Raw genomic sequence first — 26,524 nt, forward strand, 5'->3', positions numbered from 1 at the left:
GGTGAGGGTGGTGGTCCGGTTGCTGCACACCGCCGACTGGCAGATCGGGATGACCCGGCGCTTCCTGGAGCCCGAGGCGCAGGCGCGGTTCACCGCGGCGCGCGCCGACGCCGTGCGACGTCTGGGTGGGGTCGCCCGCGACCAGGGGTGCGACCTCGTCGTCGTCTGCGGAGACGTCTTCGAGAGCAACCACCTGACCCCCCAGACCGTCCGCCGCGCGCTCGACGCGCTCCGGGCCGTGCCCGTGCCCGTCTACCTGCTTCCCGGCAACCACGACCCCCTGGACGCCGCCTCGATCTACCGCAGCGAGCTGTTCCGCACCGAGGTTCCCGGCCACGTCCACGTGCTGGACCGTCCGGGGATCCACGAGGTGGCGCCCGGTCTGGAGCTGGTCGCCGCCCCGTGGGAGAGCAAGCACCCGGGCCGCGACCTCCTCGCCGACGCCCTGGCCCACGTCCCCGAGGGGCCTGCGCCCGACGGTCTGGTCCGCGTGGTCGTCGGCCACGGTGCGGTCGACGAGCTGGACCCCGACCGGCGCAGCGACAGCTCGATCCGTACCGCTCCCCTCGTGACCGCGCTGCAGGAGGGACGGGTGCACTACGTGGCGCTGGGGGACCGGCACTCGCGCACGGCCGTCGCCGGACGTCCCGACATCTGGTACTCCGGAGCCCCGGAACCGACCCGGGAGACCGAGGTCGCGCCCGGCGACGTCCTCGTGGTGGACCTGGACCCCGCGCACGGGTCGCCGCCGCGCGTGACGCCCCACCGCGTGGCCACGTGGACCTTCCGGGTGCTCGAGCGCCGGGTCGACGGGGACGCCGACCTGGAGGTGCTGGAGCAGGAGCTGCACGACCTGCCGGACAAGGACCGCACCGTCGTGCACCTGGCGTTGGCGGGCACCCTGACGGTGCCCCAGCTGGCCCGCCTCGACGGTCTGCGGGAACGGCACCGTGACCAGCTGGGAGCCCTGGTCGAGCGGGACCACCACCAGGACGTGGTCGTCGTGGGCGAGGGGGACGAGACGTGGGCCGGTCTGGCCGTCGGTGGGTTCGTCGCCGCGGCCGCCGCCGAGATCCAGGTCGTCGCCGGCTCCGGTGTCGCCACCGGAGCGGCGGCACCGGGCGCGACGGGTGCCGACGGCACCACGCCTTCCGCCTTCGTCGCCGGCCGTCCGGACGACGGGGAGAGCGCGCGGGACGCGTTGGCGCTGCTGTACCGGCTGACCGGGGGGGCTGCATGAGACTGCACCGGATCACCCTGCGGAACGTCAAGGGGGTGGGCGAGCGCACGGTGGAGGTGCCCTCCTGCGGCGTGGTGGTCGTCGAAGGCCCCAACGAGGTGGGCAAGAGCACGCTGCTGGAGGCCTTCGACCGGCTCCTGGACCTGCGGTGCACCTCGACGAGCGCCCGCGTCCGCGCGCTGCAGCCGGTGGGGCGCGACGTCGGCCCCTACGTCGAGGCCGAGTTCACGGTGGCCGGTCGCCGGGTCCGGCTGGCCAAGCGCTGGCTCCGCTCACCGATGACCGAGCTCGACGTCCTGGCCCCCGTCCCGGAGCACCTGACCGGCTCGGCCGCCCAGGCCCGGCTGGACCAGCTGCTGGACGGTGCCCTGGACCGGACGTTGTGGCAGGCCCTGCGGCTCTCGCAGTCGGGCGACGGGTCGGTCGAACCGCTCGTCGGCAGCGGCGCGCTGAGGCAGGCCCTCGACACCGCCGCCGAGGCCTACGCCCACGACGGGAACGGCGAGCAGCTCCTGGACAAGGTCGAGTCGGAGTACCAGCGCTACTTCACCGCCCGGGCGGGCCGCCCCACCGGGGACTACCGGGCGGCCATCGAGGCCTATCACACTGCCCAGCAGGAGGTGGCCGAGGCGCACCGGCTCCTCCAGGAGGCCACCCTTCTCCTGGACCGGCAGCAGGCGGCCAGGACCGAGGTGGACCGTGCGCAGGAGGGGCTCGCGGAGGCTCAGGAGCACGCGGCCGCCGCGCAGCAGCGCGTCGCCGAGCTCGAGGGCGTCCGAGCCGCCCGGCGCAGCGCGGCGGAGGCCCACCGGCTCGCGCAGGAACGGCCCCCGGGCGGCACGCCGTGAGCTGGGTGCCAGAAGGCGGCTGGTCGGCGACCTGGAGGCCCTGACCGCGCGGGTGCAGGAGGACGAGAAGGACCTGGCGGGCCTGCAGGCCCGGGCGGGTCTCCTCGTCCCCGCCCTGTCGGAGGCCGAGCATCTCCGTGGTGCCGCGGAGCAGGCCGCCGGCGTGGCGGAGGAGGCCCTGCTGGCCTCGCGCGCCGACCTGGAGCACTGCCACGACCAGGCCCGGCTGGGTGAACGTCAGGCCCTCGCCGACCGTCTGCTGCGCCTGGGGTCCGCGCTCGCCCGGGCTCGCCGCGAGGTGCCGCGGACCCCCGTGTCCACCGATGAGCTGCGTGCGCTGGAAGGTCACGAGCAGCGCCTCGCCGTGCTCACCGCACGGCACGAGCAGGCCAGTGCCAGCGTCGTCGTCGAGTCGCTCGGCGCCGACATCGACGTCGAGGTGGGGCTCGTCGACGGCACGGGCGAGGGTGAGGGCGACCGGCAGCAGCTGGGCCCGGCCACGACGAGCACCTTCAGGGTCACCCGCGACCTCGAGGTGACGGTTCCCGGAGCGGTGCGTGTACGGGTGGGCACGGGTCCTGACGCCCAGCGGCGGCAGGCGGACATCGGGGCCGCGCGCCTTGCGCTGCTGTCGGCGCTGGACCGGCTCGGCTGCGCCGACGTCGACGAGGCGCGGGAGGTCGCGACGAGGACCCGGGAGAGCGGTACCGCGGCCCGCTCACTGGCTCGGGAGCTGCAGGACCTCCTTGCCGCGCAGGAGATGGTCGGCGGGGGCACCGTCGACCTGGTCGTCGGTGGGGGCCTGCCCGCCCCGCTCCAGCACGAGCTGGACACCCTGGGTGCCCGCCTCCAGGAGGATGCCTCCCGGCGCGCGACGCAGCAGCAGGACGGCCTGTCGGTGCCCGAGGACGTGGAGGCGGCGAGGGAGGCTGAGCGCGCCGCCGCCGAGGGCCTGCGTACCTGTCGGCGACGTCTGGACGCGGCGACGACGACCGTGGACCGGTGCCGACGGCAGGCCGACGACATCGGTGCAGCGGTCGACCGCCTGGCCTACCGGCTCGAGGGAGACCGGTCGCGCCTGGCCGAGCTGGAGGCGTCCGTGGGAGCGGCGCGGGCCGACATCCAGGACGACGCCCTCGTGGCAACTGCGGACCAGGCCCGGGTGGACGAGACGGCCACGGCGGGGGAGCTGGAACGGGCCACGGCGGCAGAGGCTGCGGCGGACGTCGGCGGGGTCGCTGCGCGCGCCACGGAGGCCGAACGGCAGGTGACCCTCCTCCACCGGGAGGCCGAACGGGCCCGGGAGGTGCTGCACACGCTGACCGGCCAGGTCGAGCTCGCCGCGAGCGAGGGGCGCCAGGAGCTCTACGAGCTGGCCGAGGCGGCCCTGGACGAGGCGGAGCGGCGGTTGGCGGGCCTGGACCGGCGCGCCCGAGCCGTCCGGCACCTGCGCGGGACGCTGCACGCCCACCGGGACGCGGCCCACCGGGCCTATGTGCGCCCCTTCACCGAGGCGCTGGAGCGGCTTGGACGGCGGGTCTACGGAACGACGTTCGCCGTCACGGTGGACGAGGAGCTCTCGCTGCGTGCCCGCAGCCTGCACGGTTCCACCGTGCCCTTCGAGGAGCTCTCCGGCGGCGCGAAGGAGCAGCTCGGGATCCTCGCACGTCTGGCCGTCTCCCGGTTGGTGGAGCCCTCCCAGGGGGTTCCGGTCGTCATCGACGACGCTCTCGGGTACAGCGATCCGGAACGGCTGCAGCGGATGGGGGAGGTCCTGGGGGCGGCCGCCGGACCCGACGACCAGCTGCAGGTGATCCTGCTCACCTGCACCCCGGGGAGGTACGACGCGGTGCCCGGGGCGCGCACGGTCCGTCTGGAGCCGGAGGAGGCAGCCTCGGGGGGAGGTCGCACGGCCCGGACCGAACGGCACGGTGCACCCGTGGAGCGGAGCGCGTAAGAGGCGTCGACCCGTCGGACCGGAGAGGCGCGGCCGGCCCCGGTTGCGTGGCGCCCCGGTCGCGCGTTCCTGGCCCCACCGTTAGCGTCGAGGGATGAGCGACCAGAAGAGCATCACCGTCACCCGGACCATCGACGCCTCCGCCAAGGACATCTTCGACGTCCTGTCCCTGCCCGCGCACCACGTCGAGCTCGACGGGGCGGGCTTCGTGCGCTCCGTCGACCACGGCGACCGGATCACCGGGACCGGCCAGACCTTCACGATGAACATGTCCGGCGAGCACATGGGCGGCGACTACCAGACCGACAACCACGTGACCGGTTACGACGAGGGCAAGCTGCTGGCGTGGCAGACCGCCCCGGCGGGAACCGAGCCCAAGGGATGGCAGTGGGTGTGGGAGCTCGTGCCGCACGGGCCCGAGAGCACCGAGGTGCGCCATACCTACGACTGGAGCAACGTCACCGACGAGGCCCTCCTGCAGAAGTTGAGCTTTCCGTTGGTCTCCGAGGACCAGCTGGAGGAGAGCCTCAACCGTCTGGCGGCGGCCGTCGCCTCCTGAGGGCACGTCATGAGAAGATCGACCCCGCGCCCGGCCGCACGGCCGGTCTGCCCTCGTAGCTCAGGGGATAGAGCACCGCTCTCCTAAAGCGGGTGTCGCAGGTTCGAATCCTGCCGGGGGCACGTCACATCTGTGCAGGTCAATGAGGAGCTGACGCCGAGAGACTGCCCACGCCGGCCGCGATCCACCCACTCGCACCGGTGCGCCGCAGTTCGTGCGGACGTCGACCGCCTGCCGTCGCGTTCCAGTGCACGTCGCGGCGCCAGTTTCGACCTCGGCCGGGTCCACGCCGTGGACACCGGGGACGTGGACGAGGCGGCGCACTCCGCCTGGTCCGCCGACCAGAAGGCCGGCTTGTCGAGCCTGCTGCTGGCGGCGACCCGGGACACCGTGCGTGAGCTGAACCAGCGCGCCCGGACCGACCGCCTCGACACCACCGGACACCAGCCTGGACCCGCGGTGACCCTGGCCGACGGCACCCGCGCGAGAGTGCCGGTGACACCGTGATCACCCGCCGCAACGACCGGCGGCTGCGGGCCGGGGACGGGTCCTGGGTCAAGAACGGCGACCGGTGGCACCTCCTGGCCGTCCACCCCGACGGGTCCGCCTCGGTAGAACGCCAGGCCCACAGACCCCGGAGCAAGCCGGTTCATGTCACCCTGCCGGCCACCTACGTGGCCGAGCACGTGCAGCTGGGGTACGCCAGCACCATCCACGGCGCCCAGGGCGCCACCGTGGACACCACGCACACCGTCCTGAACGGCACCGAGCCCCGCCAGGGCCTGTACGTCGCCCTCTCCCGCGGCCGGCAGACCAACCACCTCTACCTCGGTACGCCCACCGCCTCGCTGGACGGTGTCGGCCCCGAGGTGCAAGACACGGTGCTCGATCCGCGGCAGGTGCTGATCGACATCCTCGCCCGCGACGGCCGGGAACTGTCGGCCAACGGAGGAGCGCGGTGACGCTGCCGAGCTGCTGCGGCAGGCGGTGCTGGCCTACCAGGACGCCCTGCCGGTCCTGGCCCAGCAGCACGACGGCTGGGCCGAGCGACGCCGCTACATCGGCCTCGACGCACTGGTCCGCTGCCGGACCGCCCTCACCACCGCGACCGCGCCGGCCAAACCACCCAGGAGGTAAGCCGCACCCTCGTCCCCGCCCTGACCGCCTAACCCCTCAATGAGGGATACCCTCGTACACCACTCAACCGGGCTCGACCCCGCGGCCCTCGTCTGGCGCATCAGCGGCACCATCCCACCGTCGCACCGGGAAGCGACCCTGCCTTGGCTGCCCTACGTCCCACCGTCCGCGGCAGGACGCGGAGGCGAGCGACCACCTCGACCGCTCGCCCACCGGGTCGGGCAGCTGGCCGAGCGTGTCACCGACGAGGCCCAGCAGGCCCGCGTATCCGATCCTGGCCCCGGACGTGGACGACCATCTGCTCAGCGACCTCGCCGTCTGGCGTGCGGCATGACCTCCCCTCCACCGATCAGGGCCTGGCGGGTCCGCCGATCAAGGAACCCGAGGCAGCCAGGCACCAGAGCCGCCTTATCCACCGGCTGGCGGTGCCGTCACCGGTTTCCTCCACGCTCACGGCAGACGCCGCGCCCGACAGGCTTCGAGGCGGTCAACGACAGGCGGAGCGCCAACGACTCCATGACGGTGCTACCCGCCAGCCGTCTGGTCCTTGGCGATGACCGCACGTCGCTCACAGGGATGCGGAAGCCCGCGGTCGATACATCGCTGTCACGCCGATGAGCGCGAGGTTCCCTATTGGCTCGTCTGGAGCCATAATGGCGCCATGCCCAACATTCAGATCAAGGATGTCCCTGAGGAGACGCACGCCGTCTTGCGGGAGCGTGCGGCGGCAGCCCACCAGTCGCTCCAGGAGTACCTGCGCGCCCGGCTCATCCGGGACGCCCAGCAACCGACACTGGACGAGGTGCTCGAGCGGGCCGGTAGCCGAGCCGGCGGCACGCTCCCCCTGGCGGACGCGGTGAGCGCGCTGCGGTTCGAGCGTGCTCGTCGTTGATGCCAGCGTCCTGGCCGTCGCCCTGCTCGACGACGGGCCGGACGGAGACCACCTCCGCGCGCGGCTGCGCGGTGAGGACCTGGCGGCGCCCAGCCTTGTCGACCTGGAGGTCGTGTCGGTGTGGCGCGGTCTGGCGCGCGGCGGCCAGCTGGACCCTCGGCGCGTCGCCTTCGCTCTGGACGACCTGCGCGCCCTGCCGCTGCAACGGGTCGATCACGGGGCGCTGGTCATGCGCTGCTGGGAGCTGCGGGAGAACCTCACCGTCTACGACGCCTCCTACGTCGCACTGGCCGAGGCAATTCAGGCAACACTCCTCACCGGAGATCGGCGCATCGCTCGAGCCCCAGGCCCGACGTGCCCCATCGAAGTCGTCAAGCCCCTCTCACGTTCCCGCTGACATGCCGCTGGCCGCGTGCTGGACTCAGGGGGGTCAGGCGGGCGGGGGACAGCTCGTGCTCGACGGCTCGGCGGATCCAGGCTGAGACTGAACGGTCGTCAGCTTCTGCGGCGCGCTTCACTTCCTCGAGCAGATCCGCTGGGAAGCGCACCGGCACGGGTGTGCTCAGTGGTCGCTTGCGACGACGCGCAGGTCCCTGGGGCTCCTGGTTGCGCGGGTCGGCGTAGAACTCGTACTCCTGCTCCGGCGTCATCGGCCGGCTGTCGTCAGTGCTCATCACGGTCCCTCCGGTACGTAGCGGCGAGGCCCGAAGATGCCTCGTAGCAGCCGATCGGTCGGCACTTGCTCGGATCGCCCGATCGAGATGGAGCCAGCGGCACGATGAGTACTCGCCCACTGACTTCCGCGAGCATCAGCCAGTGAGCTGGCGGCCTGGCCCGGGTAGAACAGCGGGTCGCTGCTCCACGCATCGAGCACGTCGCCCATCCCCAGGTGCGGATGCTTGAACAGGTGATCGGCTTGCTTGTCGACCTCGAAGGGCTCGATGTCATCGAGCCCTTCCAGGTCGAACGGTCCGCTCATATGCCAAGTGTATTACAGACGACTACGTACGCACATGCCGCGAGCCGTTGGCTTGAGCTAGTGCCACTGGGCCAGGTGGCGGGCTGCCACCTGGTGGTCGGCCGTGCCGCTGGCGACGGCGATGACCAGGTCGTAGGCGTCGTCGTCGGGTGCTTGGAGGTCGATGTCGTTGAGGCCGTAGAACACGACCACCGCGAGCCATCCCAGGCGCTTGTTGCCATCGACGAGCGGGTGGTTGACGACGATGGACTCCAGCAGTGCGCCGGCCTTGGCATCGATGTCGGGGTAGGCGTCACGTCCGAAGACGCTGGCGCTGGGGCGGTGGGCCGCGGAGTCCAGCAGGCCAAGGTCCTGGACCGGACTGACGCCCAGGTCCGCTGCCAGGGTGAGCGGGTCCTCGGTGGTCAGGTACTCCAAGGGTCAGCGTCCGAGACGCTCGAGCAGGTCGGCGTACCGCTCTCTCGTCCGCGTGCGGACAGTTCCCGGACCCGCTCCTCATGCCCGCGGCGCGCGGCCGCCTCCCGGATCGCCCGCACCGTCGCCTCCTGCTTGCTCACACCCTCGGCCTCGGCCAGGGCCGCCAGGGCTCGCTCGTCCTCCGGAGAAAGTCGCAGAGTCATCGCCATCCAGGCATGGTATCACTCTGGTATCTAACGCTCATGCCGCGTGCCGTTGGATGGCCTGAGGGCCGCGGAGGTGCGCTCACTGCTTGGGGGTGATGTCCAGCAGGTCCGCGGGTGTGCAGTGCAGTGCGTCACAGATGAGGGTGAGGCTGCTGAACCGCACCGCCTTGGCTCTGCCGTTCTTAAGGATGGAGAGGTTGGCCAGGGTGATGCCGGTCGCGTGCGAGAGCTGGGTCAGCGTCATGTCCCGATCGATGAGAACTTCGCCGAGTCGGGAGACGATGCGGTGGTCCTCAGACGAGCCCATCCGTCTCCTTCTCCAGTCGGGCGCCTCGTCGAACGCTGAGGCCAGCGATCCGGCAACGATGGCCGCGATGACCAGGCTGAGCGAGATGGATGGGATGTTCGTGCCAACTGCGAGTGAGTGCCATCGCTCGTCCGGAGGTTCCCAGGTCATGACGCCAGAGATGGTCCCCACGTCGACGAGAACGCGCAGGAGGGCCAGGGAGAGGACGACAACAGCGATCGTGCGGAGGCGGCCGGCGATATCAGGGGCAAAGGGGGCACCCTGCATCGCGCGCTGCGCCACCAGGCGTGCCCCCCGCAGCACCATGACGAACATGACGGTGAACAGGACGATGGAGACCGAGCCGAGCGCCCGCAACCATAGCGGTAGCAGGCGGATGTCTCCCGGCGCAGAGTCATCCTCTGTGACCTTGTAGTCGAGTTGCAGCACCTGCGGCAGCGCTGTCGCAGGAACCCACGCGTCGTCCCACCACCACATGGGGACTATTCCGGTCAAGATGGAAAACAGGCGCACAAGACACACCGCGAGGGCGCCCCAGATGAGCAGGTCCAGAACCCTAGTCGTCAAGCCCGCCCGTGAGGGTCGCACTTTCGTCGTCGTTTGCTTCACTGCTCACGCTCCCCTTATCGAACTTCGATGCATTGAGGAACGATAAGGCCGGGGGGCCGGGGCGTCAAGAGATTACGGCTACCGGTACCCGAAGGAGGGCGTGCCGACCGCCGCAGCGTCCGCAATGGAGCCCCGCCCGCTGCCAGGGCGACCGTGCGAAGCGCACTGTTCTGCCGCTGTGGAGGACGGCTGCGCTCGTCCGACTCTGCCGCGAGTGGGGATCTCGTCGGCCAGGCAACGCTTGCCGTGAGGCCGGCATCTTGTACTGGTGGCCTCCCTTCAGACGACAGCGCGAGTGAAGGACATTCAGCGCGCTTCACGTGGGCGCCCAACTTTGGGTAGCCACCTCGTCACCGCGTCCTCATCTGCGGTCGTCAGTCCGTGGCCGCCGGGCAGCACGACCAGCGACGTGTCTGCGCCCGCGGACTCGAACTGACGCGCGAGCGCGGGTCCATCAGATGGGTGGCGCCGTGCATCGCCTTCTCCACTCACGAGGAGGACCGGATAGCCGCTCAGAGGCGGGAAGACCCTTTCGGGAAACGGGGACAACGGCCGCAGCAGAATCGCACCCGCGGACAGATTCGGGGCGCACACGATGGCGGCCGCCGCTGCGATGGCCCCGTTCGAGAACCCGAGCAAGATCGGCGACTCGGAGTACGCGTCTTGTAGACCTTCAAGGAGGTGTTGGATGGCCGCAGCTCCGTGCTCGAGGTCCGTCTTATCGAGAGTGCGGTCGGGGTTGCGGCGGAAGAAGGCGAACCCCTCCTCCCAGGCGATGCGCCCCCGCACAGAAATGATGGTGTGGCCAGGGCAGGCGGCCCGGGCGAAGCTCAGAAGCGTGTTCTCGTCCTGTCCGCTGCCGTGCAACACGACCACGGGCGCCAGGTTCTCAGGCGTCGGCCATGTCCACGAGCGCAGTTCGGTGGATTCGAGCACCACGCCATGGTGCCCCAGATGCTGAGGTTGGGGCTCCGGACGACCACGTCAGGATCGGATGCAGTACCGCTCATGCCGCGCTGAGGACGGCTACGCTCGTCCGATCATGCCGCGCTGAGGACGGCTACGCTCGTCCGATCATGCCGCGCTGAGGACGGCTACGCTCGTCCGATCATGCCGCGACCTGCGCAGTCTGATTGCTTCGTCTTGACGGCTCGCTCGTGCCCTTAGAACTCTGTCCCCCTCGTGATGCCGAGGGTGGCCAGGAAGTCCTCGTGCAGCTGTATCCAGACAAGATTCACCGCAGCCACCTCTGGTGAGTCGACCCATCGGTGGTCTCCATCCCAGGCTTGTGCCAGGGCTGCGTCCATGCGCGGTTGGTGAACCCCGAACCGGGGCACCTCGGCGGCAAGCACCGCCATAACGTTCCGCAGCTCGGCCACGAGACGGTCCAGCTCGCGAAGAATCGCCCGGTCGTATCCGGCATCCAAGTGGTCGTTGAACACGAGCGGATCATCCTCTGTAGGCCTGAGCTGCCAGCGCGTCATGAGGGGGCCAAGACGTTCATTCAGTGGCAGAAAGCGCCCGTGCCCATCCACCACGTTCTGCCGTGTGCCGTGAGCATCGAGGTCATCGCTCAACATCTGCTCGCCCTGCCGCCGCCCCAGATCCGTCATCGACCAGCCGCTGCCGTCGGTATAGGCGGGGCGACGGGCCAAACCGCGCGCCTCGGCATCCAGAAGGTTCTCCTGGACCTCCCCAGGGTCAAGCCCGTACAGTTCCCCGACCTGCCGGGCTGTGGCGTGACCGAGTACCCGAACACCGTGGAGCGACAGCAGAGAAATCGACGACACGGGTGCAAGCGTGTGCAGCGCCAGCAAGCAACACCGCCCGGCTGCGCGTCCGGGTAGTGGGGCGACGCGTCCCTGCGACTGGCAGGCCACCACACGGGTGTGTTCCCCCACGGGGTCGAGCGCAGATTGAGGCCACTGTGAAAGGCCGCCAGAGGCGCGCATCTGCCGCGCTGCGACTGGAACCTGGAGCCGCCTGACTGGAATCAGTCAGCGCCCCGGAGGGCGTTCCTTTCACGCGCCTCGGCCTCACGAGGGTCTGCGACTGCGCGTAGGTCGACATGCAGTTGCACGACCGATGGTCCGGCCGGGAAGCCTTCTGGCCGGACCGCACCGTTGTGGGCATAGATCTCGATGCTGTGGTCATCCAGACGCCACCACCAGCTCGGTCCGTGGCCCACCGTTTCCTCGGTGGTCTCCTCGGGCGCTCCGTGAACGTCGGCGATCTGCTGGGCCAACTCAGCCGCAGCGTCGCGGACGTCGTCCAAGCCGTGGTCGTCCCACAGGAACCAGAAGACGTCCGCGAACCGCTCACGGTACGTGCTCCACCCTGCCCGAGCCGTGCCCCAAATGGGCATCGAGGCCCTATGCCAGGATCGACCATTGCCCTCTGCGGGTGTCTCTTCTGCAGTCTCAGTCGCGATGCCCTTGGAGCGCAGCCATGGAAGTCCATCGTCGACGCCTTCTGGCCAAGGCGATCGGAGAATGGTCGTGAGCTGGGACACGACTTCTTGCGGAGACGGCCTCATGACGGAACCCTACCGAGACAGACGCGACGTCGCCCTGGTCCAGCGCACTACTTTGCCGCGTTCACGCCTCTCCGCAGTAGACCGCACCGAACGTCATCGGCTCTTTCCCGAACCGCGAGTCCATCATCCGCCTAGCCGCGTCCCGCCCAGGACGTCCACGTGCACGTGGTCGAGGTGGCGCAGGATTTCGTTGTCCGGGTCGGGTCCGTCGTAGGCCTGCCAATGGCCTCGTGAGTTGTGTGCGCTCCAGTACCGGTCATCGAAGATGACGTACTGGATATCCAGGCCCTCGGCGTGCGCGACCAGCCAGTGGGCCAGCAGCCATCCCTGCCGCCGGTTCTCTTCGGTCACGGGGCGGAAGAAGATGTCGATGGCACGGCCGTCGTAGTGGGTCGACTCCGCCCCGTGTCCCTGGTCGATGCCGCCTGGTGCGAATCCGCCCAGGCTCTGGTCTCCAAAGTCTTGAGTCATCGCCTCGCGCAGCCGCTCAGCGCGGGGTGTCAGGCCGGTGGCAGTCAGCTGCTGCTCGTCCAGGTCGCGTGCGGCTGAGCCTTGGCAGGTCATGCTCGGGCCAGCATCCCCGGGCGGCCCGTTGGCGAGCCGCTGCAGCACCGCCTCGTCGAGGCCCGAGGTATCCGGTGGCTCCATGCCGCGGGCCAGGCGCACCACCGCCGTCGTCGCCAGCTTCGCTTCGTCCCGGTCGAGCTCGATCTCGCCGTCCGCGGTCTGCACCGCGCACTCTGGACCCCACCCCAGCGAGAACGAGTTCTCTGCGGACAGGCTCCTGAGCAAACCCGGCCCGAGGAGCAGCACAAGCACCCCTAGCAGGGCGACGCCCAGAAGCGCCAAGGTGGGTCGGCGCGAGCCACTGTGCTTCATGTGATGAGGGAGCGAAGCATCGTGCGGGTGAGCCCACGACGAACGACGACCGAGTCTTCCGGTACGTCCTTGGTGACCGCGGAGGCCGCGAGAAGGTCCATTCGCCCAGTCTGACTGGTCGGCCAGCCGGCGCGCCGCTACTGCCGCGAGGCGTTCGAGGCCGCCGGCCCACCGCGACCAGCGCCGTGACCAAGGCGTAGGTCAGGAAGACGAACTCGTGCACGCCGCCGGAGACGCGGTTCACCAGCCGTGGGCCCTCCAGCAGGTAGACACCGGCCATCGCGGCCAGCAGCGCGGCCCAGGTGACCATCTCGGCCAGGGCCAGGTCACCGAAGACGCGGGCGGGGCCGGCGAGGAGGGACGGCCTGGCGGCCCACCCGACCCGCGCCCGCTGCCGGGAATATCCCGGATGGCATCCACCTTGGTCCCGTGGTGAGTTCAGCTCCCGTCGCAGCACCCCCCGCATCCCTCCGGCCCCGCACCGAACCCTCCCCGCTGGTCGGCTGCTGCTGTTCGGGGCGCTCGTCGCGATCGGCCCGCTGACGATCGACATGTACCTCGCCGCCTTCCCGGCCGTCGTGGACGACCTGTCCACGACCGAGGCCACGGTGCAGCTGACCCTGACCGCGACCCTGGTCGGGCTCGCCACCGGCCAGCTCCTGATAGGGGCGTTGTCGGACTCCTTCGGCCGGCGCCGACCGTTGATCGCTTCGCTGATCCTCTACGTCTTGGTCTCGGCGGCGATCGCGGTCTCCTCCTCGATCGAGGTGCTGCTGCTGCTGCGCTTCGTGCAAGGCCTGGCCGGTGCGGCCGGGATGGTGCTGTCCCAGGCCATGGTCCGCGACCTCTACAGCGGTTCCCGGATGGCGACCTTCATCTCCCGGCTCTTCCTGGTGGTCGGCGTGGCCCCGATCCTGGCGCCGACGCTGGGCGCCCAGTTCCTGATCTTCGGCAGCTGGCGGACCATCTTCTGGGCGCTGGGAGCCTTCGGGCTGCTGCTGGCCGTGCTGGCGCTGGTCTTCGTCAAGGAGACCCTGCCCCCGGAGCGACGGCGCCACTTCGGTCCGCGGACCCTGTGGACCAGCTACCGGGTGCTGCTCTCGGACCGACGCTACGTCGGCCTGGTCCTGACCGCGTGCACCGCGATGGGCTGCCTGTTCGCCTACATATCCAGCGCGACCTTCGTCTTCCAGGGGCTGTACGGGATGACCACCCAGCAGTACGCCCTGGTCTTCGCCGCCGGCGCAGGAGCTCTGACCGTCACCAGCCAGGTCAACGGGTCTCTGGTGCGCACGGTGCACCCGGCCGCGGTGCTGCGGGTGGCGCTGCCCTCGATGCTGGCCATCGCCCTGGCCCTGCTCACCGCCGCGCTGGTGGACGTAGGCGTGTGGGCCATCGTCGGCGGCATCGTCCTGCTGCTGATGGGCTCGGTGGGCTTCGTCATGCCGAACAGCCCGAGCATCGCGCTGGCCGACCACGGGGAGCGGGCCGGAGCGGCTGCCGCCCTGCTCGGGGCGGCGAACTTCGTCTTCGGCGCGCTCATCTCCCCGGTCAGCGGGCTGTTCGGGGTCGACTCGGCGGTGCCGATGGCGGCCATCATGGTCGTCTGCGCCGCGGCGTCGTGGTTCTTCTACACCGTGCTGGCCCGCCCGCAGGACATCCTGCGAAACATGCCCTGGGAGTGACTCCCCGGACGGGTGGGACCACGTCCCGGTTCATCCCCCGCACCGGCAGTGGGATCAGCCGTATCTGCCGCAAGTCGCGAGACTGCCGCTGATCCGCCGAGTTTCAGGGTGCCCTGGCTGCGCCACGTCGGCCGATTCCAGTCACTCACGGTCCAGCAACCACCCCCGTCGTCGAGTTCGCGGACTCGGTCGATGTGGTCAGTGGTGAGGGTGTCGACCCACTCAATTATTCGTGCGGCCGACTCTGCCGGCGGTACCTCGTCCGTGTCCAGAACGAGGTGCGGGTGCTGAGCGATGAGCTCACCCGCCACGTCGTAACCGTCGGACTGCGTCCAGTGGCGACGCCAGTCGCATGGTCCTTATGTTGGAAGGATGGACGCACCAACCTCTTCAGGCCTGCTGGACCTCGATGGCCAGTCTGTCTACTGGGAGGAGTGGGGCAACCCCGAGGGCGTCCCGGCGCTCTACCTCCACGGCGGCCCCGGGTCCGTGCTTCGGTCCGGCTATCGCCAGCGGTTCGACCTCGACCGCTTCAGGGTGGTGGGGATGCAGCAGCGCGGGGCCGGCCGGTCCGTGCCGCTGGCCGGTGAGCCGGGCCATGACCTCGGAGCGAACACGACGCAGCGTTTGATCGCCGACATCGAGGCGCTGCGCGGGCACCTGGGGATCGAGCGGTGGCTGCTCAACGGCGTCTCGTGGGGAGCCACGCTCACGCTCGCCTACGCGCAGGCGCACCGCGACCGGGTGGCCGGCATCGTGCTCATGGCGGTGACCACGACGAGCGCCGAGGAGGTCCACTGGATCACGGAGGGGTGCCAGATGCTCTACCCCGAGGCGTGGGACGAGCTCGCCACGTGGGCCGAGCAGCACCACCCGGGATACCTGCGGGGGAAGGCTCCGCTCGTCGCCGTGATGGCCGAGGTGATGCGCTCCAGCGACCGTGAGCAGCAGATCGAGGCGGCACGGGCCTGGGGGCGATGGGAGGACTGGCACACGTCGATCGGCTCGGGCTACGCAGCCGAACTCGAGACGACCGAGCCCGATGTGGCGGTGCCGTTCGCGACGCTGGTGACGCACTACTGGAGCCACCATGCCTTTCTCGAGCCGCCGATCCTCGACCGGATGAACCTGCTGCGGGACGTCCCGTCCGTCCTCATCCACGGACGCAAGGACGTGAGCGGCCCCGCCGTCACTCCCTGGCTGCTGCACCGACGATGGCCGGCCAGCGAGCTGGTCATCGTCGAGCAAGAAGGTCACGGCGGCCCGCAGATGGTCGATGCGTGGAGCCGGGCAAATGCTGCGATGGCCGAGCGCCTCCAACCCCAGACCGATCGTTCGGCCTGAGCGCCGGGCCGGCTCGGACCGTTCGCAGCGAGGGTGTCACGGCTCACCGTGAGAGCAGGGCGGGGCTGTGCCAGCGTTTTCCAGGAAGGCATTTCACGACGGCGGCCGGGCAGCTTCACCCGAGACACACCCTTTTCACCGAACGACGACAGCGCGGAGGTCGGGCGTCGTACTCTGCCGCGCTCCGTCTGTGCATGGCGGGTCGTTGTCCGCTGTCGCCGGGCAGGTCGGGGTTGGTGGTGCGGGCCTGGTCATGGCGCTTGGAGAGTGAAGAAGAGGAAGCACACGAAGGCGGTCCGCTCGCCCGCGTTGGCTGGCAGGAGCTCGTTTGGTGTATCCGGTGACCACGGTGGTTCGCTGACTGCCGCGATGCTGAACCCTGCCTCGGTGAAGGCGTCGGTCATGGCATGCAGTGGCCGGTGCCAGTAGGTCAGAACGGCGCTCTCATCCGCGAACTCGAAATCTTCGGAGTACTGTGTGAGGGAGAAGTAGTCTTGGTCCTGGTAGTTGAACAGGTACACGAACGGGTGAGGTACCGAGGCGACCAGCCGCCCGCCGGGCCGCAGGACGCGCCGCAGTTCGGTCAGCGCAGCGCTCCAGTCCTGCAGGTAGTGCAGCGCCAGCGAGCACACGACGACGTCGAAAGCGTTGTCGTCGTAGGGCAGGGGCTCACCCAGGTCGGCAACTCTGAGGTCTGTCTGCTCACCCAGCCGCTCGCGAGCCAGGTCGACCATGGCGGTACTCACGTCGAAACCGCTCACGAGGGCGCCCCGGTCCCGCAGCTCGGCGGCCAAGGGGCCCGAGCCGCAGCCAGCGTCAGAACGCGGCGCCCCTGCACCTCACCGGCCAACTGGACCATCGCCGGTCGCTCGTACCAGGCGTTCAGCAAATTCGCCTCGTTCGCGTGGGAGTAAGCACTGGCAAAGCCGTCGTAGTCAGTCATGGCCGCAACTTCCGTTCCGCGAGGGTGTCAAAGTGGTCAGGCGCGACCGTACCGGCGCGGGCCCCCTCGAGGGTTGTCGCCGAACTCCTGTTCCGGGCCCGATCCTGCCGTCAATGAAACGTAGCCGCGGAGCGGTTGTCAGCGCTGGTTCAGCAGCAGGCGCCTCAGTTGTCGAGTCGCTCGGTCGGTTGCTGGGTCAGTGCGGCGAGGAGGTCGAAGTCCTCGTCCAGATGCAGCACGGTGGGGCCGCTGAGCTCGGCGGTGGCGGCGTTGAGCAGGTCGGGGATCGACGGCGCGGTGGCGCCCACGTTGCGCGAGTAGGCGCTGCACCTGGAGTGCCCCCGGTCCTCCAGTGCTGGCGTCAGATGCTCCACACGCATGGAGGCGATCGGAGGCAGGTCCAGGACGGGCACGAAGTGGCCTGCTGACCGTGCCGGTAGCCGACCTCGAGCCGGGTCATCGGTCGAGATGGCCACCAAACCACGTTCGATCCGGGTGGCCCAGTCTTGCGCCCGGCGACTGGCGCCCAGGCGGACCAGGGCCGACTTGTCGATAGGCCAGGTGGTCATGACCAGGCGTCGCGCATGACCTCGGAGTCGCCCAGGTCGGGGAGAAGCTCGGCGAGCGCATCCAGGTCGACAGCAATCACCGGGGCCTGGTCACGGTGCGCCTGCTCATGCAGTCGCCTGCGCAGGTACTCGGCGCGGGACGGTCCAGCGCGCCTGGCCTGCTCATCGAGCAGAGCGAGGTCCTCGCCCGGGACGTTTCGAATCAGGATGTCCGGCATGGTCCACCTCCTCTGATATCGGCGGTCGAACGCGTCGCGCCTGTAAGCCGCCCAGTGGGACGTCGGTGGGACGCGACTGCCTCGATGGGCCCCCTACTTCTCATCGTTGGCGCGTGCTCTAAGCCTCTGAGCAGGCAGGACTCGACGTGGTGGTCGTCGCATCCGGGCTGAGGTCGCTCTCCTGGAGCGGGTGTCGCGGGCTCGAGTCCTGCCGGGGGCACCTCGTGTGTGTGCAGCAGCAGATGGCTCGCTGAAGGCTGGCGGGTGCCTGCATGCCGATCTTGAGACGTCAATGGGACCTTTGGGACCTTCAAGGCCTGGTCGGCCCTCTCGACGGCTACCCGCTCGGCACCGGTGGCACATCAGATGCCTGTACCTGTCACGGGTGAGTTCGTTCGAGCGGCTGCCTGGGTCGGGACCCTCGTGGCGGTTGAGCGATGATGTGCGGGTCCTCTCCTCGGTGTGCGCACTGGCCAGAACGTCATCGCCCAGCTGCGACCGCTGCGCTCGTCGACCTCTGGCTGGACCTGCCGCGCGACCCCGCCAGGAGCGAGGGCGTCGACCTGCAGGAGATCGCCGCCTACGAGTCCCGCTGACGGGTGCCCTCAGCCGCCCCCAAGGCTCGCGGCAGGATGGGGCCCATGTCACCCCTCACCCAGGATCCGCGCGGGCACCGCGAGCGGGCCGCGGCGGCGCGCGACCGGGTCCGTGAGGCGCACCGGTCGGGCCGGCTGCAGGGACTGGTGGTGGTACGACCTGCTCGACATGGGGCGTCAGCCGCGCCTCGTCCGCGCCGGGCTGCGTTACGTCGTGGCCTGGGGCAACCTCGGGTCCGGCGGGGTGACCTTCACGGCGCTGCTCTCGCTGACGGCGGCGCTGACGATCATCGTCAACACCGCCCGCGCCTTCCTCGGCGGCCGGCCCGAGCTGGTCGCCGGAGCCATCGACATCGTGAACTCCGTGGTGCCGGGCATCATCGACGACGGGAGCAACGACGGGTTGATCGGGGCCGAGGATCTTCTCCGGGACGGCACCTGGGGGTGGACGACCGCCGTCTCGACGGTGGTCATCGTGTGGACCGCTCTCACGATGATGACGGGACTGCGTCGCACGGTGCGGCAGATGTTCGGTCTCGGTGGGGCGCCGCTGCGCTTCGTCCGGGGCAAGATCATCGACCTGTGGGGCTTCATCCTCCTCGCCCTCACCTTCTTCGCCTCCTCGGCCGCCGTCTCGGCGATGACTCTGCTCGGTGAGAACCTCATGGTCTGGATCGGGCTGCGCAGCTCTGTCGCCGGCTGGCTGCTCGCTGGTGCCGCCCTGCTGCTCATCGCGGTCCTGGACGGGCTGCTGGTGTGGCTGGTCCTGCGCGTCATCAGCAAGATCCGGATCCCGTGGGCGGACATGCGTCAGGGCATGGTGCTCGGTGCGGTCGGCTTCGGCCTGCTCCGGGTGGGCGGCGCCTCTGTCGTCGGCGCCATCTCGGCCGGCCCGTTGTTCTCCACCTTTGCCGCCGTGGCGACCCTCATGCTCACGCTTAACCTCGCCCTGCGCTGGCTGCTCTTCGTCGCCGCCTGGACCGCCAACCCGCCCGCCGCGCACGTGCCCGTCCATCCCGACACGGTGCACGCGAAGGAGCAACCGAACTACGTGACCCTCAGCGCACCGCATACCCTCGCCTGGCCCCACCACCAGGTCACCGGGTCGCTCATCCCCGAGGACCACCCCCGCTTCGACCGGCAGGGGCACTAGGGTCCGGTTCGCTCGGACGTCGCGCCCTTCCCTGGGAATGGCACGCGCGACAGGCACGTGATCAGCGTCAGGTACGCGACAGCCATGCCGGCGACCAAGCCAGATGCGGGTGGCCCAGTCTGGCGCCCACGGGCCTGCTCATCGAGCAGAACGAGGTCCTCTGCGGAGGTGAACCGTGCCCGACCTCCCGATTCGCAGCTTCCCCGGGCGCCACCAGGTCCTGTCCACCGCGGGTCGCTCCCCAGCGTCGATGGGCGTGGGCGGGGGAGTTCCAGGTGCGGCCGACCCCCACCCGGGCTGTGGTCAGTCCTGCTTGAGGATGAAGATGTCCTCGACCGGACGCCCGAAAGTCAGCGCCAACCGCATGGCCAGCGGGAGGCTGGGGTCGAAACGACCGGTCTCGATGGCGTTGATCGTCTGGCGGGAGACGCGCAGCTCCGTGGCCAGCCGTCCTTGGCTCCAGCCGCGGGACTCCCTCAGCTCTCGAAGCACGCTGACCGTCTCAGGCACCCATGGCTCGCAGGGCCAGGCGGTAGCGGATCCAGAAGGCTCCGACCGCGAGCGTCATGAAGGCCATGGCCGTGAGGGCCGCGACCGTGTCCGCAACGATCGTCAGGAGGAGGAAGAGAACCGCTCCGAGGATGACGGCATCACCGTAGGCCTTGCTGCGGGCCTGCTGCGCGGCGCGGAACTCCACGCTGTCCGGCGAGCTCTCGCCCGAGACGTCCCGGCGTCGGCGCATCGTGACGTTCAGCGCCAGGGTCAGCGGCAGGATCACCAGCAGCATCCCGAGGAGACCCAGCGGATCCTGGAACGGGTTGTCGGCCTCGGCGTTCCCGAAGCCCTGCAGGACGAGGCCCCCGAGCGCAAGGGGCCCCGCCACCCACCACATGTGCGATGTCCTCATGTGTCATGCGTACGTGACAGGATCTGGGCCTGTCAAGTGAACTTGTCAGGTTTGGCAGCCTGTGCGCGCTCCGACAGGGCACCCGACCCACCAAGCCCCGTGTCGGGCGGGGGCTCGCCGCGTCCCCAGCATCCCGACTCACCGCTGTGGGCGCCCGACGGTCGCCGGCTGTGCGCCAGGTCTTTGACGAGCGGTGTGGACGCTCAGGCGGAGTCGTCCTCCTCGTACCCGATGAGCCAGTGCAGCCCATGACGGTCGACGACCTGTCCGTCGGTGGCTCCCCACGGACGGCTCTGCAGGTCGTCGACGACCTGCCCGCCCCGGGCCAGCTTGCGGAACCACTCCGTCAGGGTGGCAGCAGGGGCTGCCCCGAGGAGCGACAGCATCATGCCCTCGCTCCGGAACGGTGCCTGGTCGGCGGACGCGTCGGCAGCGAACAGGGCGACCGGTCCGCCTGAGAGACGTCCGTGGGCGACCGCATCCGGCGGACCGTCCGTCCTGCCGAAGTCCTCCAGCGTGTGAACCTCGGCGGAGCAGCCGAAGACGTCGGCGTAGAAGGCGAGGGCCTCCCGGGCGGTGCCGGGAAGGGAACACGTACGGCGCCGGTGCGGTCATGCGGCGCAGCCTAAGGCAGCCGCGACCACCGAGGCAGCGCCGACGCCCTGCCAGGGACGGACCGCACGCCGACGGGGGTGCCCCCCCCGGACGCGCGGGGGCACGGGGAGCCCGCCGCACCTCAACCCCTGTCGCGGCGACGCTCGAGCAGCCGGAGCAGCCGACCGCGGGCACCCCCGACGACACCGGGGTGCACGTGCGCGACCGCAGGTCGGTGCTCCGACCCCGCGGGAGGCACGTCGAGATCGAGGTCTGCCACGGTCGTCAGCCGGGGGTGGCCCTCCTCGCCACCGAGCACCCGGCCTGCGACCCACGCAGCCCTGAGGTGTCCGTCGGCGACCTCCAGCACGGCCAGGTTGTTGTCGAACCACGGACCGGCGACCCCGTGCCAGCGCCACCGCGGGTCCGGCACCTTGGCGGAGCTGGCCAGCAGCCGCCCCAGCGGTCGGGCGGCGTGCGACATCCCCGACACGAGGGCCCGCATCGCCCGCGGGAGCGGGTTGCGGATCGGGGAGCAGACCAGCTGCAGGATGCGTGAACCCGTCAGGCGCTCGACCTCGGTGACGTAGGAGTGGTGCACGTCGCCGGACAGGAAGATCACCGAGGAGGGGGCCGCTCCCCTCCGTCCGTCGGCCACCTCGTCCACCATGCGCGTGACCCGGTCGAAGGAGTCGCTGAAGGCGCCCCAGTGCTCCAGGTCGAGGCCCTGCCGCAGGCGCTCGCCGAGACCGGCGACCCGCCGGCCCCACCCTCCGTCGACGAGCGCCTCGTTCCAGGACTCGAGGTGGTGCAGTCCCCGCGGCAGGAGGAAGGGCAGGGACGTGGCGACGACGAGGTGCTCGTGGCCACCGGAGAGCTGCTCGTCGAGCCACGCCATCTCCGCGTCGTCCAGGACGGACCGCCGGCCCGGCGTCAGGTCGCGCGCGGCACGGGAGTCCACGACCACCAGGTGCGACCCGCCGAGCGGGTGGGGTGTAGCTCCATCGGTACGCGGTCGGGTGGGCGTCGACGTGCGCCGCGAAGCTGTCGAGGGCGTCGGTGAGGTCGGCCTCGTGGCCGGGGCGCCCGTCCCTGCGCCGGCCGAGCTCCTGCCACAGCGGGTCGGCGGCCCGGGCTGCGGGGGAGAGGTTCCCCAGGTGCTGGTAGACCCAGTAGGACCCGAGGGCGGCCACGATGCGTCCCCGCCACCACGAGGTCGCCTCCATCTGCTCGCGCCACCGCACGGAGGTGTTCCAGTCGTCGCGCACGTCGTGGTCGTCGAAGATCATCAGGGACGGCAGCCACGACAGCAGCCAGCGCAGCGCCGGCTCGCCCCAGGCGAGGGCGTACAGGTGGGCGTACTCCTCGAAGTCCGCCAGCTCGGGACCGGGGTCGACGTCCAGATCCCGCCGCGAGGCGATGAAGTCGCGCATGGCGGCGCTGGTCGAGTCCGCGTACACCTGGTCGCCGAGCAGGAGCAGCAGGTCCGGTCCTCCTCGAACGGTCCGCTACCCCCGCCGGCGACGTCGAGCGCGAAGGTGCGCAGCGCGTCGACACCGTGGCTGAGGTGGTGCAGCGCGTCGTGGGGGACGCTGGTGCGGCAGGAACCGAACGCCAGCCGCACCCGACCCTCGTCCGACGCCGCGGTCAGCACGCTGGGAGGAAAGGGGCTGTCCGGCTCCGGCCAGTGCACCTCGTCGTCCACGAGCACCTGGTATGCCGTGCGCCACCCGGGGGTGAGGCCGACCACCTCGACCAGGGCGTAGTGGTGGCCGTGCACGGCGAACGTGGGGACGTTCCACTCGAGCCGGCCGTCCGGATGGTCGGCCAGCCGCACCGTGACCGTGGCGGCCCGGTCCGTCTCGACCCATACGGCGGCGGACTCCTCGTCGACGTGCCGCAGCAGCGGTCCGAGGAGCAGGGGACCGGACATGCCGACCATTGTGCCCGGTCCGGTACCGGGCTGGCGGGGACCGGCGACGCCGGCCGGTCGGGTCACCCACCGGCGGCGGCGTCAGGGGGTACCCACCGCCGTCGGTGACTCCTGCCGCAGCCGCTCGGCGAACGCCTCGGCCCGGGACAGGGCGGCCCCCAGCTCGCGGATGCGTTCCTGCACGCCGGCGTGCGCGTCGTCCAGGAGCTCCCGGGCCTGCTTCCGGCTCGCCAGGTCGGCCTCGGGGTCGGTCGCCGTGTCCAGCGCCGCCAGCAGCTCGCCGATCTCCTCGATCGAGAAGCCCAGCGGTTTCATCGGGGTGATGAGCAGGAGCCGGTCGATCCCGGCCCGGTCGTACAGCCGGAACCCTCCCTCGGTCCGCCCCGCCGGGGCGACCAGCCCCATCTCCTCGTAGTAGCGGACGGTGCGGTGGGACAGCCCGGTGCGTTCGACGACCTCTCCGATGTGCACCAGGCCCTCGTGCTCCGCGGTCACGACGGGTCTCCGTCGTCGACCCCGAAGAGGGGGAGCAGGCTGCCCTCCGGCAGGTCCGCCGCGATGGTGCCCATCCGCCACCGGTCGGAGAAGAGGGCGACCAGGGTGCCGTCGGTGCGCTCGAGGACCTCCGCCCCGTGCTTGGCGTCGATCGTGGCGACCGCCTCCCGCCTCGTGCGACGGGCCTCGGCGTACCCGAGCGGCTCGAGCACGCTCTGGGCGCCGAACTCGTGCTCGAGCCGGTGGGTGGCGACCTCGAACTGCATCGGGCCCACGGCGGCCAGCACGGGGGACTGGGCGCCGCGGCGGTCGGACACGAGCACCTGCACCACGCCCTCCTGGTCCAGCAGCTGGATGCCGCGGCGGAACTGCTTGGACCGGCCGGTGTCCCGGGGGCGGACCACGGCGAAGTGCTCGGGGGCGAACCGTGGCAGCGGGGGGAAGGTGACGGGTTCCTCGGCGTAGAGGGTGTCACCCACGTTCAGCGACTGGGCGTTGACCAGGCCCACGACGTCGCCGGGGAAGGCCTCGTCGATGGTCTCGCGCTCGCGGCCGAAGACGGACTGGGCGTACTTGGTCTGGAACGGCCTGCCGCTGCCGGCGTGGGTCAGGACGGAACCGCGCTCGAACGTCCCGGAGCAGACCCGCATGAACGCGAGCCGGTCGCGGTGGGCCCGGTCCATCCCGGTCTGCACCTTGAAGACGAATCCGGAGAACGGCCCGTCGACCGCCCGCGGTCGACCTGCGACGTCGGCCCACGGCCCGGGCGGCGGCGCCATCTCGGTGACCGCCTCCAGCAGCTCGGCGACCCCGAAGTTCAGGACGGCCGCCGCGAACAGCACCGGTGTGGTCCGGGCCGCCAGGAAGCTCGCCTGGTCGTGCGACTGGCCCGAGGAGGTGAGCAGCTCGAACTCCTCCACCGCCTGGGTCCAGGCGACGTCGTGGCGGCGCGCCGCCTCGTCCGCCTCCAGCGACTCCCGGCCGGCCAGCGTCGCGCCGCCGGGGGTCCGCGTGAACTGGGTCATCCCGCCGGTGGAGGGGTCGAGCACACCGCGGAAGTCGCCGGCGATCCCGACCGGCCAGTTGAGGGGGGTGGGGACGATGCCGAGCCGCTCCTCGATCTCGTCGAGCAGCGCCAGCGGCTCCTGCCCGGGGCGGTCCCACTTGTTGATCACCGTGATGACGGGGGTGCCGCGGACCCGGCAGGCCTCGAACAGCTTGAGGGTCTGCGGCTCCAGGCCCTTGGCCGCGTCCAGCAGCATGACCGCGCAGTCGACGGCGGCCAGCACCCGGTAGGTGTCCTCGGAGAAGTCGGCGTGCCCCGGGGTGTCCAGCAGGTTGAGCACGACGTCCCCGACGGTGAACTGCAGCGCCGCCGAGGTGATCGAGATGCCTCGGGCCTGCTCCATGTCCAGCCAGTCGGACACCACCCCGCGCCGGGACCCCTTCCCGTGCACCGCACCCGCCTCGGCGATCGCGTGCGCGTGCAGGGCCAGGGCCTCGGTCAGCGTCGACTTGCCGGCGTCGGGGTGGGAGATCACGGCGAACGTACGGCGCCGGGCCGTCTCGGTCGCGACGTCGCGGCTCACCGGTGGACCTGCGTCGAGATGGTGCTGCGTGGGGTCATGCGTCCTCCTGCGGCCGCACGGCGGCGGCCAGGGTCGGTGGTGGTCCAGCCCTGCTCCGACCAGTGGTCGGCCAGGCGGGTGAGGGTATGCCGCTCGTCGCTGCGGCACGACGGGCACGCGGCGCGGAAGGGGGTGGGCATGCGCACCACTCTAACGTTGCGGTAGGGTTGTCCGGTGCAGCGACGGCGGGCCGCCGTCGCTCTTCTGTGTCCGCGGCCTTCTGCCGGCACACGTCTCCCTGCCTGTCGGCGTCGCCGCCGATACCCCACACACCTTGCCCCGTCCCGCCGCGCCCGAGGAGCCCCATGGCCGAGTCGACAGCCACCACGACCACCCTTCCGAAGGAGCCGCGCACCCCCGTCGTCCCCGAGGCCGGGGAGCGCGAGACCTCCACCCGCGCCGCCCTGCGCAACCCCCGCCGGCTGCGCACGGAGGTGCTCGCCGGTCTCGTCGTGGCGCTGGCCCTCATCCCCGAGGCGATCTCCTTCTCCATCATCGCCGGGGTGGACCCCCGCGTCGGGCTGTTCTCCAGCTTCGTCATGGCCATCACGATCGCCTTCGTCGGCGGACGTCCGGCGATGATCACGGCGGCGACGGGGGCGATCGCGCTGGTCATCGCGCCCGTCGCCCGCGAGTACGGCCTCGACTACTTCCTGGCGACCGTCATCCTCGCCGGGGTGCTGCAGATCGTGCTCGCCCTCCTGGGGGTGGCCAAGCTCATGCGGTTCATCCCGCGGATGGTCATGGTGGGGTTCGTCAACGCCCTGGCCATCCTCATCTTCATGGCGCAGGTCCCCTACCTGGTGGGCGTGCCCTGGCTGGTCTACCCGATGGTGGCCCTGGGGCTGCTCATCATGGTCCTGCTGCCGCGCCTCACGACGGCCGTGCCTGCCCCCCTCGTCGCGATCGTGGTCGTCACCACGCTGGTCTGGGCGGCCGGCTGGCAGCTCCCGGACGTCTCCGACCAGGGCGAGCTGCCCCGGTCGCTGCCCGAGCTGCTCCTGCCGGACGTGCCGCTGACGCTGGAGACCCTGCAGATCATCGGCCCCTACGCCCTCGCGATGGCGCTGGTCGGGCTGCTGGAGTCGCTGATGACGGCCAAGCTCGTGGACGGCATCACCGACACCCACTCCGACAAGACCCGGGAGAGCTGGGGCCAGGGCGTGGCCAACCTGGCCTCCGGCTTCTTCGGCGGCATGGGCGGCTGCGCGATGATCGGCCAGACGATGATCAACGTCAAGGTCTCCGGCGCCCGCACGCGGATCTCGACCTTCCTCGCCGGCGTCTTCCTGCTCGCGCTCGTCGTGGGGGCCGGGCCGGCCGTGGGCATGATCCCGATGGCGGTCCTGGTCGCCGTGATGATTATGGTCTCCGTGGCGACGTTCGACTGGCACAGCATCCACCCCTCCACCCTGCGCCGGATGCCGTACAGCGAGAACCTGGTCATGATGCTGACCGTGGCCGTCACTGTCCTCACGCACAACCTGGCCTACGGCGTCATCGTCGGGGTCAACGCGGCGATCATCCTCTTCGCCCGTCGGGTGGCCCACTTCGCCTCCGTCGACCAGGTGATCGAGACCGACGTCGACGGGGACGGCCAGCCGGACGTGCGCACCTACAAGGTGTCGGGCGAGCTGTTCTTCGCCACCAGCAACGACCTCGTCTACCAGTTCGACTACGCCGGTGACCCGCACACGGTGGTCATCGACCTGTCCGCGAGCCACATCTGGGACGCCTCCACCGTCGCCGCCCTCGACGCGGTCCAGACCAAGTACGAACGCCTCGGCAAGGAGGTCGAGATCGTCGGCCTCAACTGGTCCTCGGCCGCCCGGCACGGGCAGCTGACCGGTCAGCTGGGCGACGGGCACTAGTGCGCGACCGGGCGCCCCGCTC

Annotated in this window: 34 protein-coding genes, 1 tRNA gene and 2 pseudogenes; 15 read left to right on the forward strand and 22 right to left on the reverse strand. The window is 70.6% G+C overall.

The genetic code is table 11. The features are described from left to right. Positions 1–7: 7 nt before the first annotated feature. The 10 genes from ACQ95T_RS02885 (at position 8) to ACQ95T_RS02930 (ending at position 7,030) form a co-directional block, all read left to right on the forward strand. Positions 8–1,240, forward strand: coding sequence for a metallophosphoesterase family protein (locus ACQ95T_RS02885; protein ID WP_425939218.1), 1,233 nt, complete (start codon positions 8–10; stop codon positions 1,238–1,240). After that, a complete protein-coding gene (locus ACQ95T_RS02890; RefSeq protein ID WP_431473508.1) occupies positions 1,237–2,088 on the forward strand; it encodes an AAA family ATPase in 852 nt (283 codons plus the stop codon). Before ACQ95T_RS02885 ends, ACQ95T_RS02890 begins: the two co-directional genes overlap by 4 nt. A gap of 52 nt (positions 2,089–2,140) precedes the next feature. Then, a complete protein-coding gene (locus tag ACQ95T_RS02895; RefSeq protein ID WP_431473509.1) occupies positions 2,141–4,045 on the forward strand; it encodes a hypothetical protein in 1,905 nt (634 codons plus the stop codon). Positions 4,046–4,139: 94 nt separating this feature from the next. Beyond that, positions 4,140–4,604, forward strand: coding sequence for an SRPBCC family protein (locus tag ACQ95T_RS02900; RefSeq protein WP_425939222.1), 465 nt, complete (start codon positions 4,140–4,142; stop codon positions 4,602–4,604). Positions 4,605–4,653: 49 nt separating this feature from the next. Further along, positions 4,654–4,726, forward strand: a tRNA-Arg gene (locus ACQ95T_RS02905). Positions 4,727–4,895: 169 nt separating this feature from the next. Beyond that, on the forward strand, positions 4,896–5,111 hold the full coding sequence (locus ACQ95T_RS02910) for a hypothetical protein (RefSeq protein WP_425939223.1): 216 nt from the start codon (positions 4,896–4,898) through the stop codon (positions 5,109–5,111). Beyond that, positions 5,108–5,566: a hypothetical protein gene (locus ACQ95T_RS02915; protein ID WP_425939225.1), complete on the forward strand. Its 459-nt coding sequence runs from the start codon at positions 5,108–5,110 to the stop codon at positions 5,564–5,566. Before ACQ95T_RS02910 ends, ACQ95T_RS02915 begins: the two co-directional genes overlap by 4 nt. A gap of 25 nt (positions 5,567–5,591) precedes the next feature. Beyond that, positions 5,592–5,741, forward strand: a complete 150-nt coding sequence (locus ACQ95T_RS02920) for a hypothetical protein (protein WP_425939227.1) — start codon at positions 5,592–5,594, stop codon at positions 5,739–5,741. Positions 5,742–6,402: 661 nt separating this feature from the next. After that, the gene (locus ACQ95T_RS02925; RefSeq protein ID WP_425939229.1) at positions 6,403–6,633 is read left to right on the forward strand and encodes a FitA-like ribbon-helix-helix domain-containing protein; all 231 of its coding nucleotides are present in this window, start codon (positions 6,403–6,405) and stop codon (positions 6,631–6,633) included. Then, complete coding sequence (locus ACQ95T_RS02930; protein ID WP_425939231.1) at positions 6,620–7,030, forward strand: type II toxin-antitoxin system VapC family toxin; 411 nt, start codon at positions 6,620–6,622, stop codon at positions 7,028–7,030. The genes ACQ95T_RS02925 and ACQ95T_RS02930 overlap by 14 nt, the downstream gene beginning before the upstream one ends. Here ACQ95T_RS02930 and ACQ95T_RS02935 read toward each other — a convergent pair. The 10 genes and pseudogenes from ACQ95T_RS02935 to ACQ95T_RS02980 form a co-directional block, all read right to left on the reverse strand. Further along, a complete protein-coding gene (locus ACQ95T_RS02935; protein WP_431473510.1) occupies positions 7,005–7,307 on the reverse strand; it encodes a YlcI/YnfO family protein in 303 nt (100 codons plus the stop codon). The genes ACQ95T_RS02930 and ACQ95T_RS02935 overlap by 26 nt on opposite strands. Then, entirely contained in the window at positions 7,307–7,612 is a 306-nt protein-coding gene (locus ACQ95T_RS02940; RefSeq protein ID WP_425939234.1) for a hypothetical protein, read from the reverse strand. The genes ACQ95T_RS02935 and ACQ95T_RS02940 overlap by 1 nt, the downstream gene beginning before the upstream one ends. 57 nt (positions 7,613–7,669) lie before the next feature. Further along, entirely contained in the window at positions 7,670–8,029 is a 360-nt protein-coding gene (locus ACQ95T_RS02945; protein ID WP_425939236.1) for a type II toxin-antitoxin system death-on-curing family toxin, read from the reverse strand. Further along, a complete protein-coding gene (locus ACQ95T_RS02950) occupies positions 8,017–8,238 on the reverse strand; it encodes a CopG family transcriptional regulator (RefSeq protein ID WP_431473511.1) in 222 nt (73 codons plus the stop codon). Before ACQ95T_RS02950 ends, ACQ95T_RS02945 begins: the two co-directional genes overlap by 13 nt. 76 nt (positions 8,239–8,314) lie before the next feature. Then, entirely contained in the window at positions 8,315–9,019 is a 705-nt protein-coding gene (locus ACQ95T_RS02955) for a helix-turn-helix domain-containing protein (protein ID WP_431473512.1), read from the reverse strand. Positions 9,020–9,457: 438 nt separating this feature from the next. Then, entirely contained in the window at positions 9,458–10,087 is a 630-nt protein-coding gene (locus tag ACQ95T_RS02960; RefSeq protein ID WP_425939242.1) for an alpha/beta hydrolase, read from the reverse strand. 227 nt (positions 10,088–10,314) lie between these two features. Continuing rightward, positions 10,315–10,968 carry a transcriptional regulator gene (locus tag ACQ95T_RS02965; protein ID WP_425939244.1) on the reverse strand — a complete coding sequence of 218 codons (654 nt, stop codon included), beginning with the start codon at positions 10,966–10,968 and terminating at the stop codon, positions 10,315–10,317. Between the two features lie 176 nt (positions 10,969–11,144). Next, positions 11,145–11,426, reverse strand: a complete 282-nt coding sequence (locus ACQ95T_RS02970; protein WP_431473513.1) for a hypothetical protein — start codon at positions 11,424–11,426, stop codon at positions 11,145–11,147. Positions 11,427–11,810: 384 nt separating this feature from the next. Then, positions 11,811–12,419 carry a hypothetical protein gene (locus tag ACQ95T_RS02975; protein WP_425939247.1) on the reverse strand — a complete coding sequence of 203 codons (609 nt, stop codon included), beginning with the start codon at positions 12,417–12,419 and terminating at the stop codon, positions 11,811–11,813. A gap of 367 nt (positions 12,420–12,786) precedes the next feature. After that, positions 12,787–13,119: pseudogene (locus tag ACQ95T_RS02980) on the reverse strand (hypothetical protein); the annotation flags it as partial. Here ACQ95T_RS02980 and ACQ95T_RS02985 point away from each other — a divergent pair. Both ACQ95T_RS02985 and ACQ95T_RS02990 read left to right on the forward strand, forming a co-directional pair. Further along, a complete protein-coding gene (locus ACQ95T_RS02985) occupies positions 13,118–14,251 on the forward strand; it encodes a multidrug effflux MFS transporter (protein WP_431473514.1) in 1,134 nt (377 codons plus the stop codon). The pseudogene ACQ95T_RS02980 and the gene ACQ95T_RS02985 overlap by 2 nt on opposite strands. Positions 14,252–14,623: 372 nt before the next feature. Further along, a complete protein-coding gene (locus tag ACQ95T_RS02990) occupies positions 14,624–15,595 on the forward strand; it encodes an alpha/beta fold hydrolase (protein WP_425939251.1) in 972 nt (323 codons plus the stop codon). Positions 15,596–15,846: 251 nt separating this feature from the next. Here ACQ95T_RS02990 and ACQ95T_RS02995 read toward each other — a convergent pair whose 3' ends face one another. The 4 genes from ACQ95T_RS02995 to vapB form a co-directional block, all read right to left on the reverse strand. Further along, complete coding sequence (locus ACQ95T_RS02995) at positions 15,847–16,356, reverse strand: class I SAM-dependent methyltransferase (protein ID WP_431473515.1); 510 nt, start codon at positions 16,354–16,356, stop codon at positions 15,847–15,849. After that, a complete protein-coding gene (locus tag ACQ95T_RS03000; protein WP_431473516.1) occupies positions 16,353–16,538 on the reverse strand; it encodes a hypothetical protein in 186 nt (61 codons plus the stop codon). Before ACQ95T_RS03000 ends, ACQ95T_RS02995 begins: the two co-directional genes overlap by 4 nt. A gap of 164 nt (positions 16,539–16,702) precedes the next feature. Continuing rightward, entirely contained in the window at positions 16,703–16,918 is a 216-nt protein-coding gene (locus ACQ95T_RS03005; protein ID WP_425939255.1) for a hypothetical protein, read from the reverse strand. Positions 16,919–17,103: 185 nt separating this feature from the next. Then, positions 17,104–17,325, reverse strand: coding sequence for a type II toxin-antitoxin system VapB family antitoxin (gene vapB / locus ACQ95T_RS03010; protein ID WP_425939257.1), 222 nt, complete (start codon positions 17,323–17,325; stop codon positions 17,104–17,106). 437 nt (positions 17,326–17,762) lie between these two features. Here vapB and ACQ95T_RS03015 point away from each other — a divergent pair, with 437 nt between their 5' ends. After that, positions 17,763–17,921, forward strand: coding sequence for a hypothetical protein (locus ACQ95T_RS03015; RefSeq protein ID WP_431473517.1), 159 nt, complete (start codon positions 17,763–17,765; stop codon positions 17,919–17,921). Between the two features lie 112 nt (positions 17,922–18,033). Then, entirely contained in the window at positions 18,034–19,074 is a 1,041-nt protein-coding gene (locus tag ACQ95T_RS03020) for a YihY/virulence factor BrkB family protein (RefSeq protein WP_431473518.1), read from the forward strand. 303 nt (positions 19,075–19,377) lie between these two features. Here the strand turns inward: ACQ95T_RS03020 and ACQ95T_RS03025 are convergent, their stop codons facing one another. The 8 genes and pseudogenes from ACQ95T_RS03025 to ACQ95T_RS03060 form a co-directional block, all read right to left on the reverse strand. Next, positions 19,378–19,584 (reverse strand): helix-turn-helix transcriptional regulator, encoded by a 207-nt coding sequence (locus ACQ95T_RS03025; RefSeq protein WP_425939260.1) that lies wholly within the window; start codon positions 19,582–19,584, stop codon positions 19,378–19,380. Beyond that, a complete protein-coding gene (locus ACQ95T_RS03030) occupies positions 19,577–19,981 on the reverse strand; it encodes a hypothetical protein (protein ID WP_425939261.1) in 405 nt (134 codons plus the stop codon). The genes ACQ95T_RS03025 and ACQ95T_RS03030 overlap by 8 nt, the downstream gene beginning before the upstream one ends. A 203-nt stretch (positions 19,982–20,184) precedes the next feature. Further along, positions 20,185–20,496: a VOC family protein gene (locus tag ACQ95T_RS03035; RefSeq protein ID WP_431473899.1), complete on the reverse strand. Its 312-nt coding sequence runs from the start codon at positions 20,494–20,496 to the stop codon at positions 20,185–20,187. Between the two features lie 221 nt (positions 20,497–20,717). Further along, positions 20,718–21,536: a hypothetical protein gene (locus ACQ95T_RS03040; RefSeq protein ID WP_431473519.1), complete on the reverse strand. Its 819-nt coding sequence runs from the start codon at positions 21,534–21,536 to the stop codon at positions 20,718–20,720. A 259-nt stretch (positions 21,537–21,795) separates the two neighbouring features. Then, positions 21,796–22,035 (reverse strand): annotated as a pseudogene (locus ACQ95T_RS03045) (alkaline phosphatase D family protein); the annotation flags it as partial. A 554-nt stretch (positions 22,036–22,589) separates the two neighbouring features. Continuing rightward, complete coding sequence (locus tag ACQ95T_RS03050) at positions 22,590–23,003, reverse strand: MerR family transcriptional regulator (RefSeq protein ID WP_425939267.1); 414 nt, start codon at positions 23,001–23,003, stop codon at positions 22,590–22,592. Next, entirely contained in the window at positions 23,000–24,592 is a 1,593-nt protein-coding gene (locus ACQ95T_RS03055) for a peptide chain release factor 3 (RefSeq protein WP_425939269.1), read from the reverse strand. Before ACQ95T_RS03055 ends, ACQ95T_RS03050 begins: the two co-directional genes overlap by 4 nt. Then, positions 24,589–24,771, reverse strand: coding sequence for a hypothetical protein (locus ACQ95T_RS03060; protein WP_425939271.1), 183 nt, complete (start codon positions 24,769–24,771; stop codon positions 24,589–24,591). The genes ACQ95T_RS03055 and ACQ95T_RS03060 overlap by 4 nt, the downstream gene beginning before the upstream one ends. 165 nt (positions 24,772–24,936) lie before the next feature. Here ACQ95T_RS03060 and ACQ95T_RS03065 point away from each other — a divergent pair, with 165 nt between their 5' ends. Beyond that, positions 24,937–26,502 (forward strand): SulP family inorganic anion transporter, encoded by a 1,566-nt coding sequence (locus ACQ95T_RS03065; protein ID WP_425939273.1) that lies wholly within the window; start codon positions 24,937–24,939, stop codon positions 26,500–26,502. Positions 26,503–26,524: the final 22 nt, after the last annotated feature.

Source organism: Ornithinimicrobium carbonis (assembly GCF_050703245.1).
Taxonomy (GTDB): Bacteria; Actinomycetota; Actinomycetes; order Actinomycetales; family Dermatophilaceae; genus Ornithinicoccus.

What these genes read in the sequence shown, in the direction of transcription:
- ACQ95T_RS02900 (WP_425939222.1), top strand. Translation starts at nt 4,140, where the DNA reads ATGAGCGACCAGAAGAGCATCACCGTCACCCGGACCATCGACGCCTCC.
- ACQ95T_RS02890 (WP_431473508.1), top strand. Translation starts at nt 1,237, where the DNA reads ATGAGACTGCACCGGATCACCCTGCGGAACGTCAAGGGGGTGGGCGAG.
- ACQ95T_RS02985 (WP_431473514.1), top strand. Translation starts at nt 13,118, where the DNA reads ATGTACCTCGCCGCCTTCCCGGCCGTCGTGGACGACCTGTCCACGACC.
- ACQ95T_RS03005 (WP_425939255.1), bottom strand. Translation starts at nt 16,918, where the DNA reads ATGCGTGTGGAGCATCTGACGCCAGCACTGGAGGACCGGGGGCACTCC.
- ACQ95T_RS02940 (WP_425939234.1), bottom strand. Translation starts at nt 7,612, where the DNA reads ATGAGCGGACCGTTCGACCTGGAAGGGCTCGATGACATCGAGCCCTTC.
- ACQ95T_RS03030 (WP_425939261.1), bottom strand. Translation starts at nt 19,981, where the DNA reads ATGAGGACATCGCACATGTGGTGGGTGGCGGGGCCCCTTGCGCTCGGG.
- ACQ95T_RS02990 (WP_425939251.1), top strand. Translation starts at nt 14,624, where the DNA reads ATGGACGCACCAACCTCTTCAGGCCTGCTGGACCTCGATGGCCAGTCT.
- ACQ95T_RS03065 (WP_425939273.1), top strand. Translation starts at nt 24,937, where the DNA reads ATGGCCGAGTCGACAGCCACCACGACCACCCTTCCGAAGGAGCCGCGC.
- ACQ95T_RS03060 (WP_425939271.1), bottom strand. Translation starts at nt 24,771, where the DNA reads ATGCCCACCCCCTTCCGCGCCGCGTGCCCGTCGTGCCGCAGCGACGAG.
- ACQ95T_RS03015 (WP_431473517.1), top strand. Translation starts at nt 17,763, where the DNA reads ATGATGTGCGGGTCCTCTCCTCGGTGTGCGCACTGGCCAGAACGTCAT.
- ACQ95T_RS03000 (WP_431473516.1), bottom strand. Translation starts at nt 16,538, where the DNA reads ATGACTGACTACGACGGCTTTGCCAGTGCTTACTCCCACGCGAACGAG.
- ACQ95T_RS02925 (WP_425939229.1), top strand. Translation starts at nt 6,403, where the DNA reads ATGCCCAACATTCAGATCAAGGATGTCCCTGAGGAGACGCACGCCGTC.
- ACQ95T_RS02955 (WP_431473512.1), bottom strand. Translation starts at nt 9,019, where the DNA reads ATGTGGTGGTGGGACGACGCGTGGGTTCCTGCGACAGCGCTGCCGCAG.
- ACQ95T_RS02950 (WP_431473511.1), bottom strand. Translation starts at nt 8,238, where the DNA reads ATGGCGATGACTCTGCGACTTTCTCCGGAGGACGAGCGAGCCCTGGCG.
- ACQ95T_RS02935 (WP_431473510.1), bottom strand. Translation starts at nt 7,307, where the DNA reads ATGAGCACTGACGACAGCCGGCCGATGACGCCGGAGCAGGAGTACGAG.
- vapB (WP_425939257.1), bottom strand. Translation starts at nt 17,325, where the DNA reads ATGCCGGACATCCTGATTCGAAACGTCCCGGGCGAGGACCTCGCTCTG.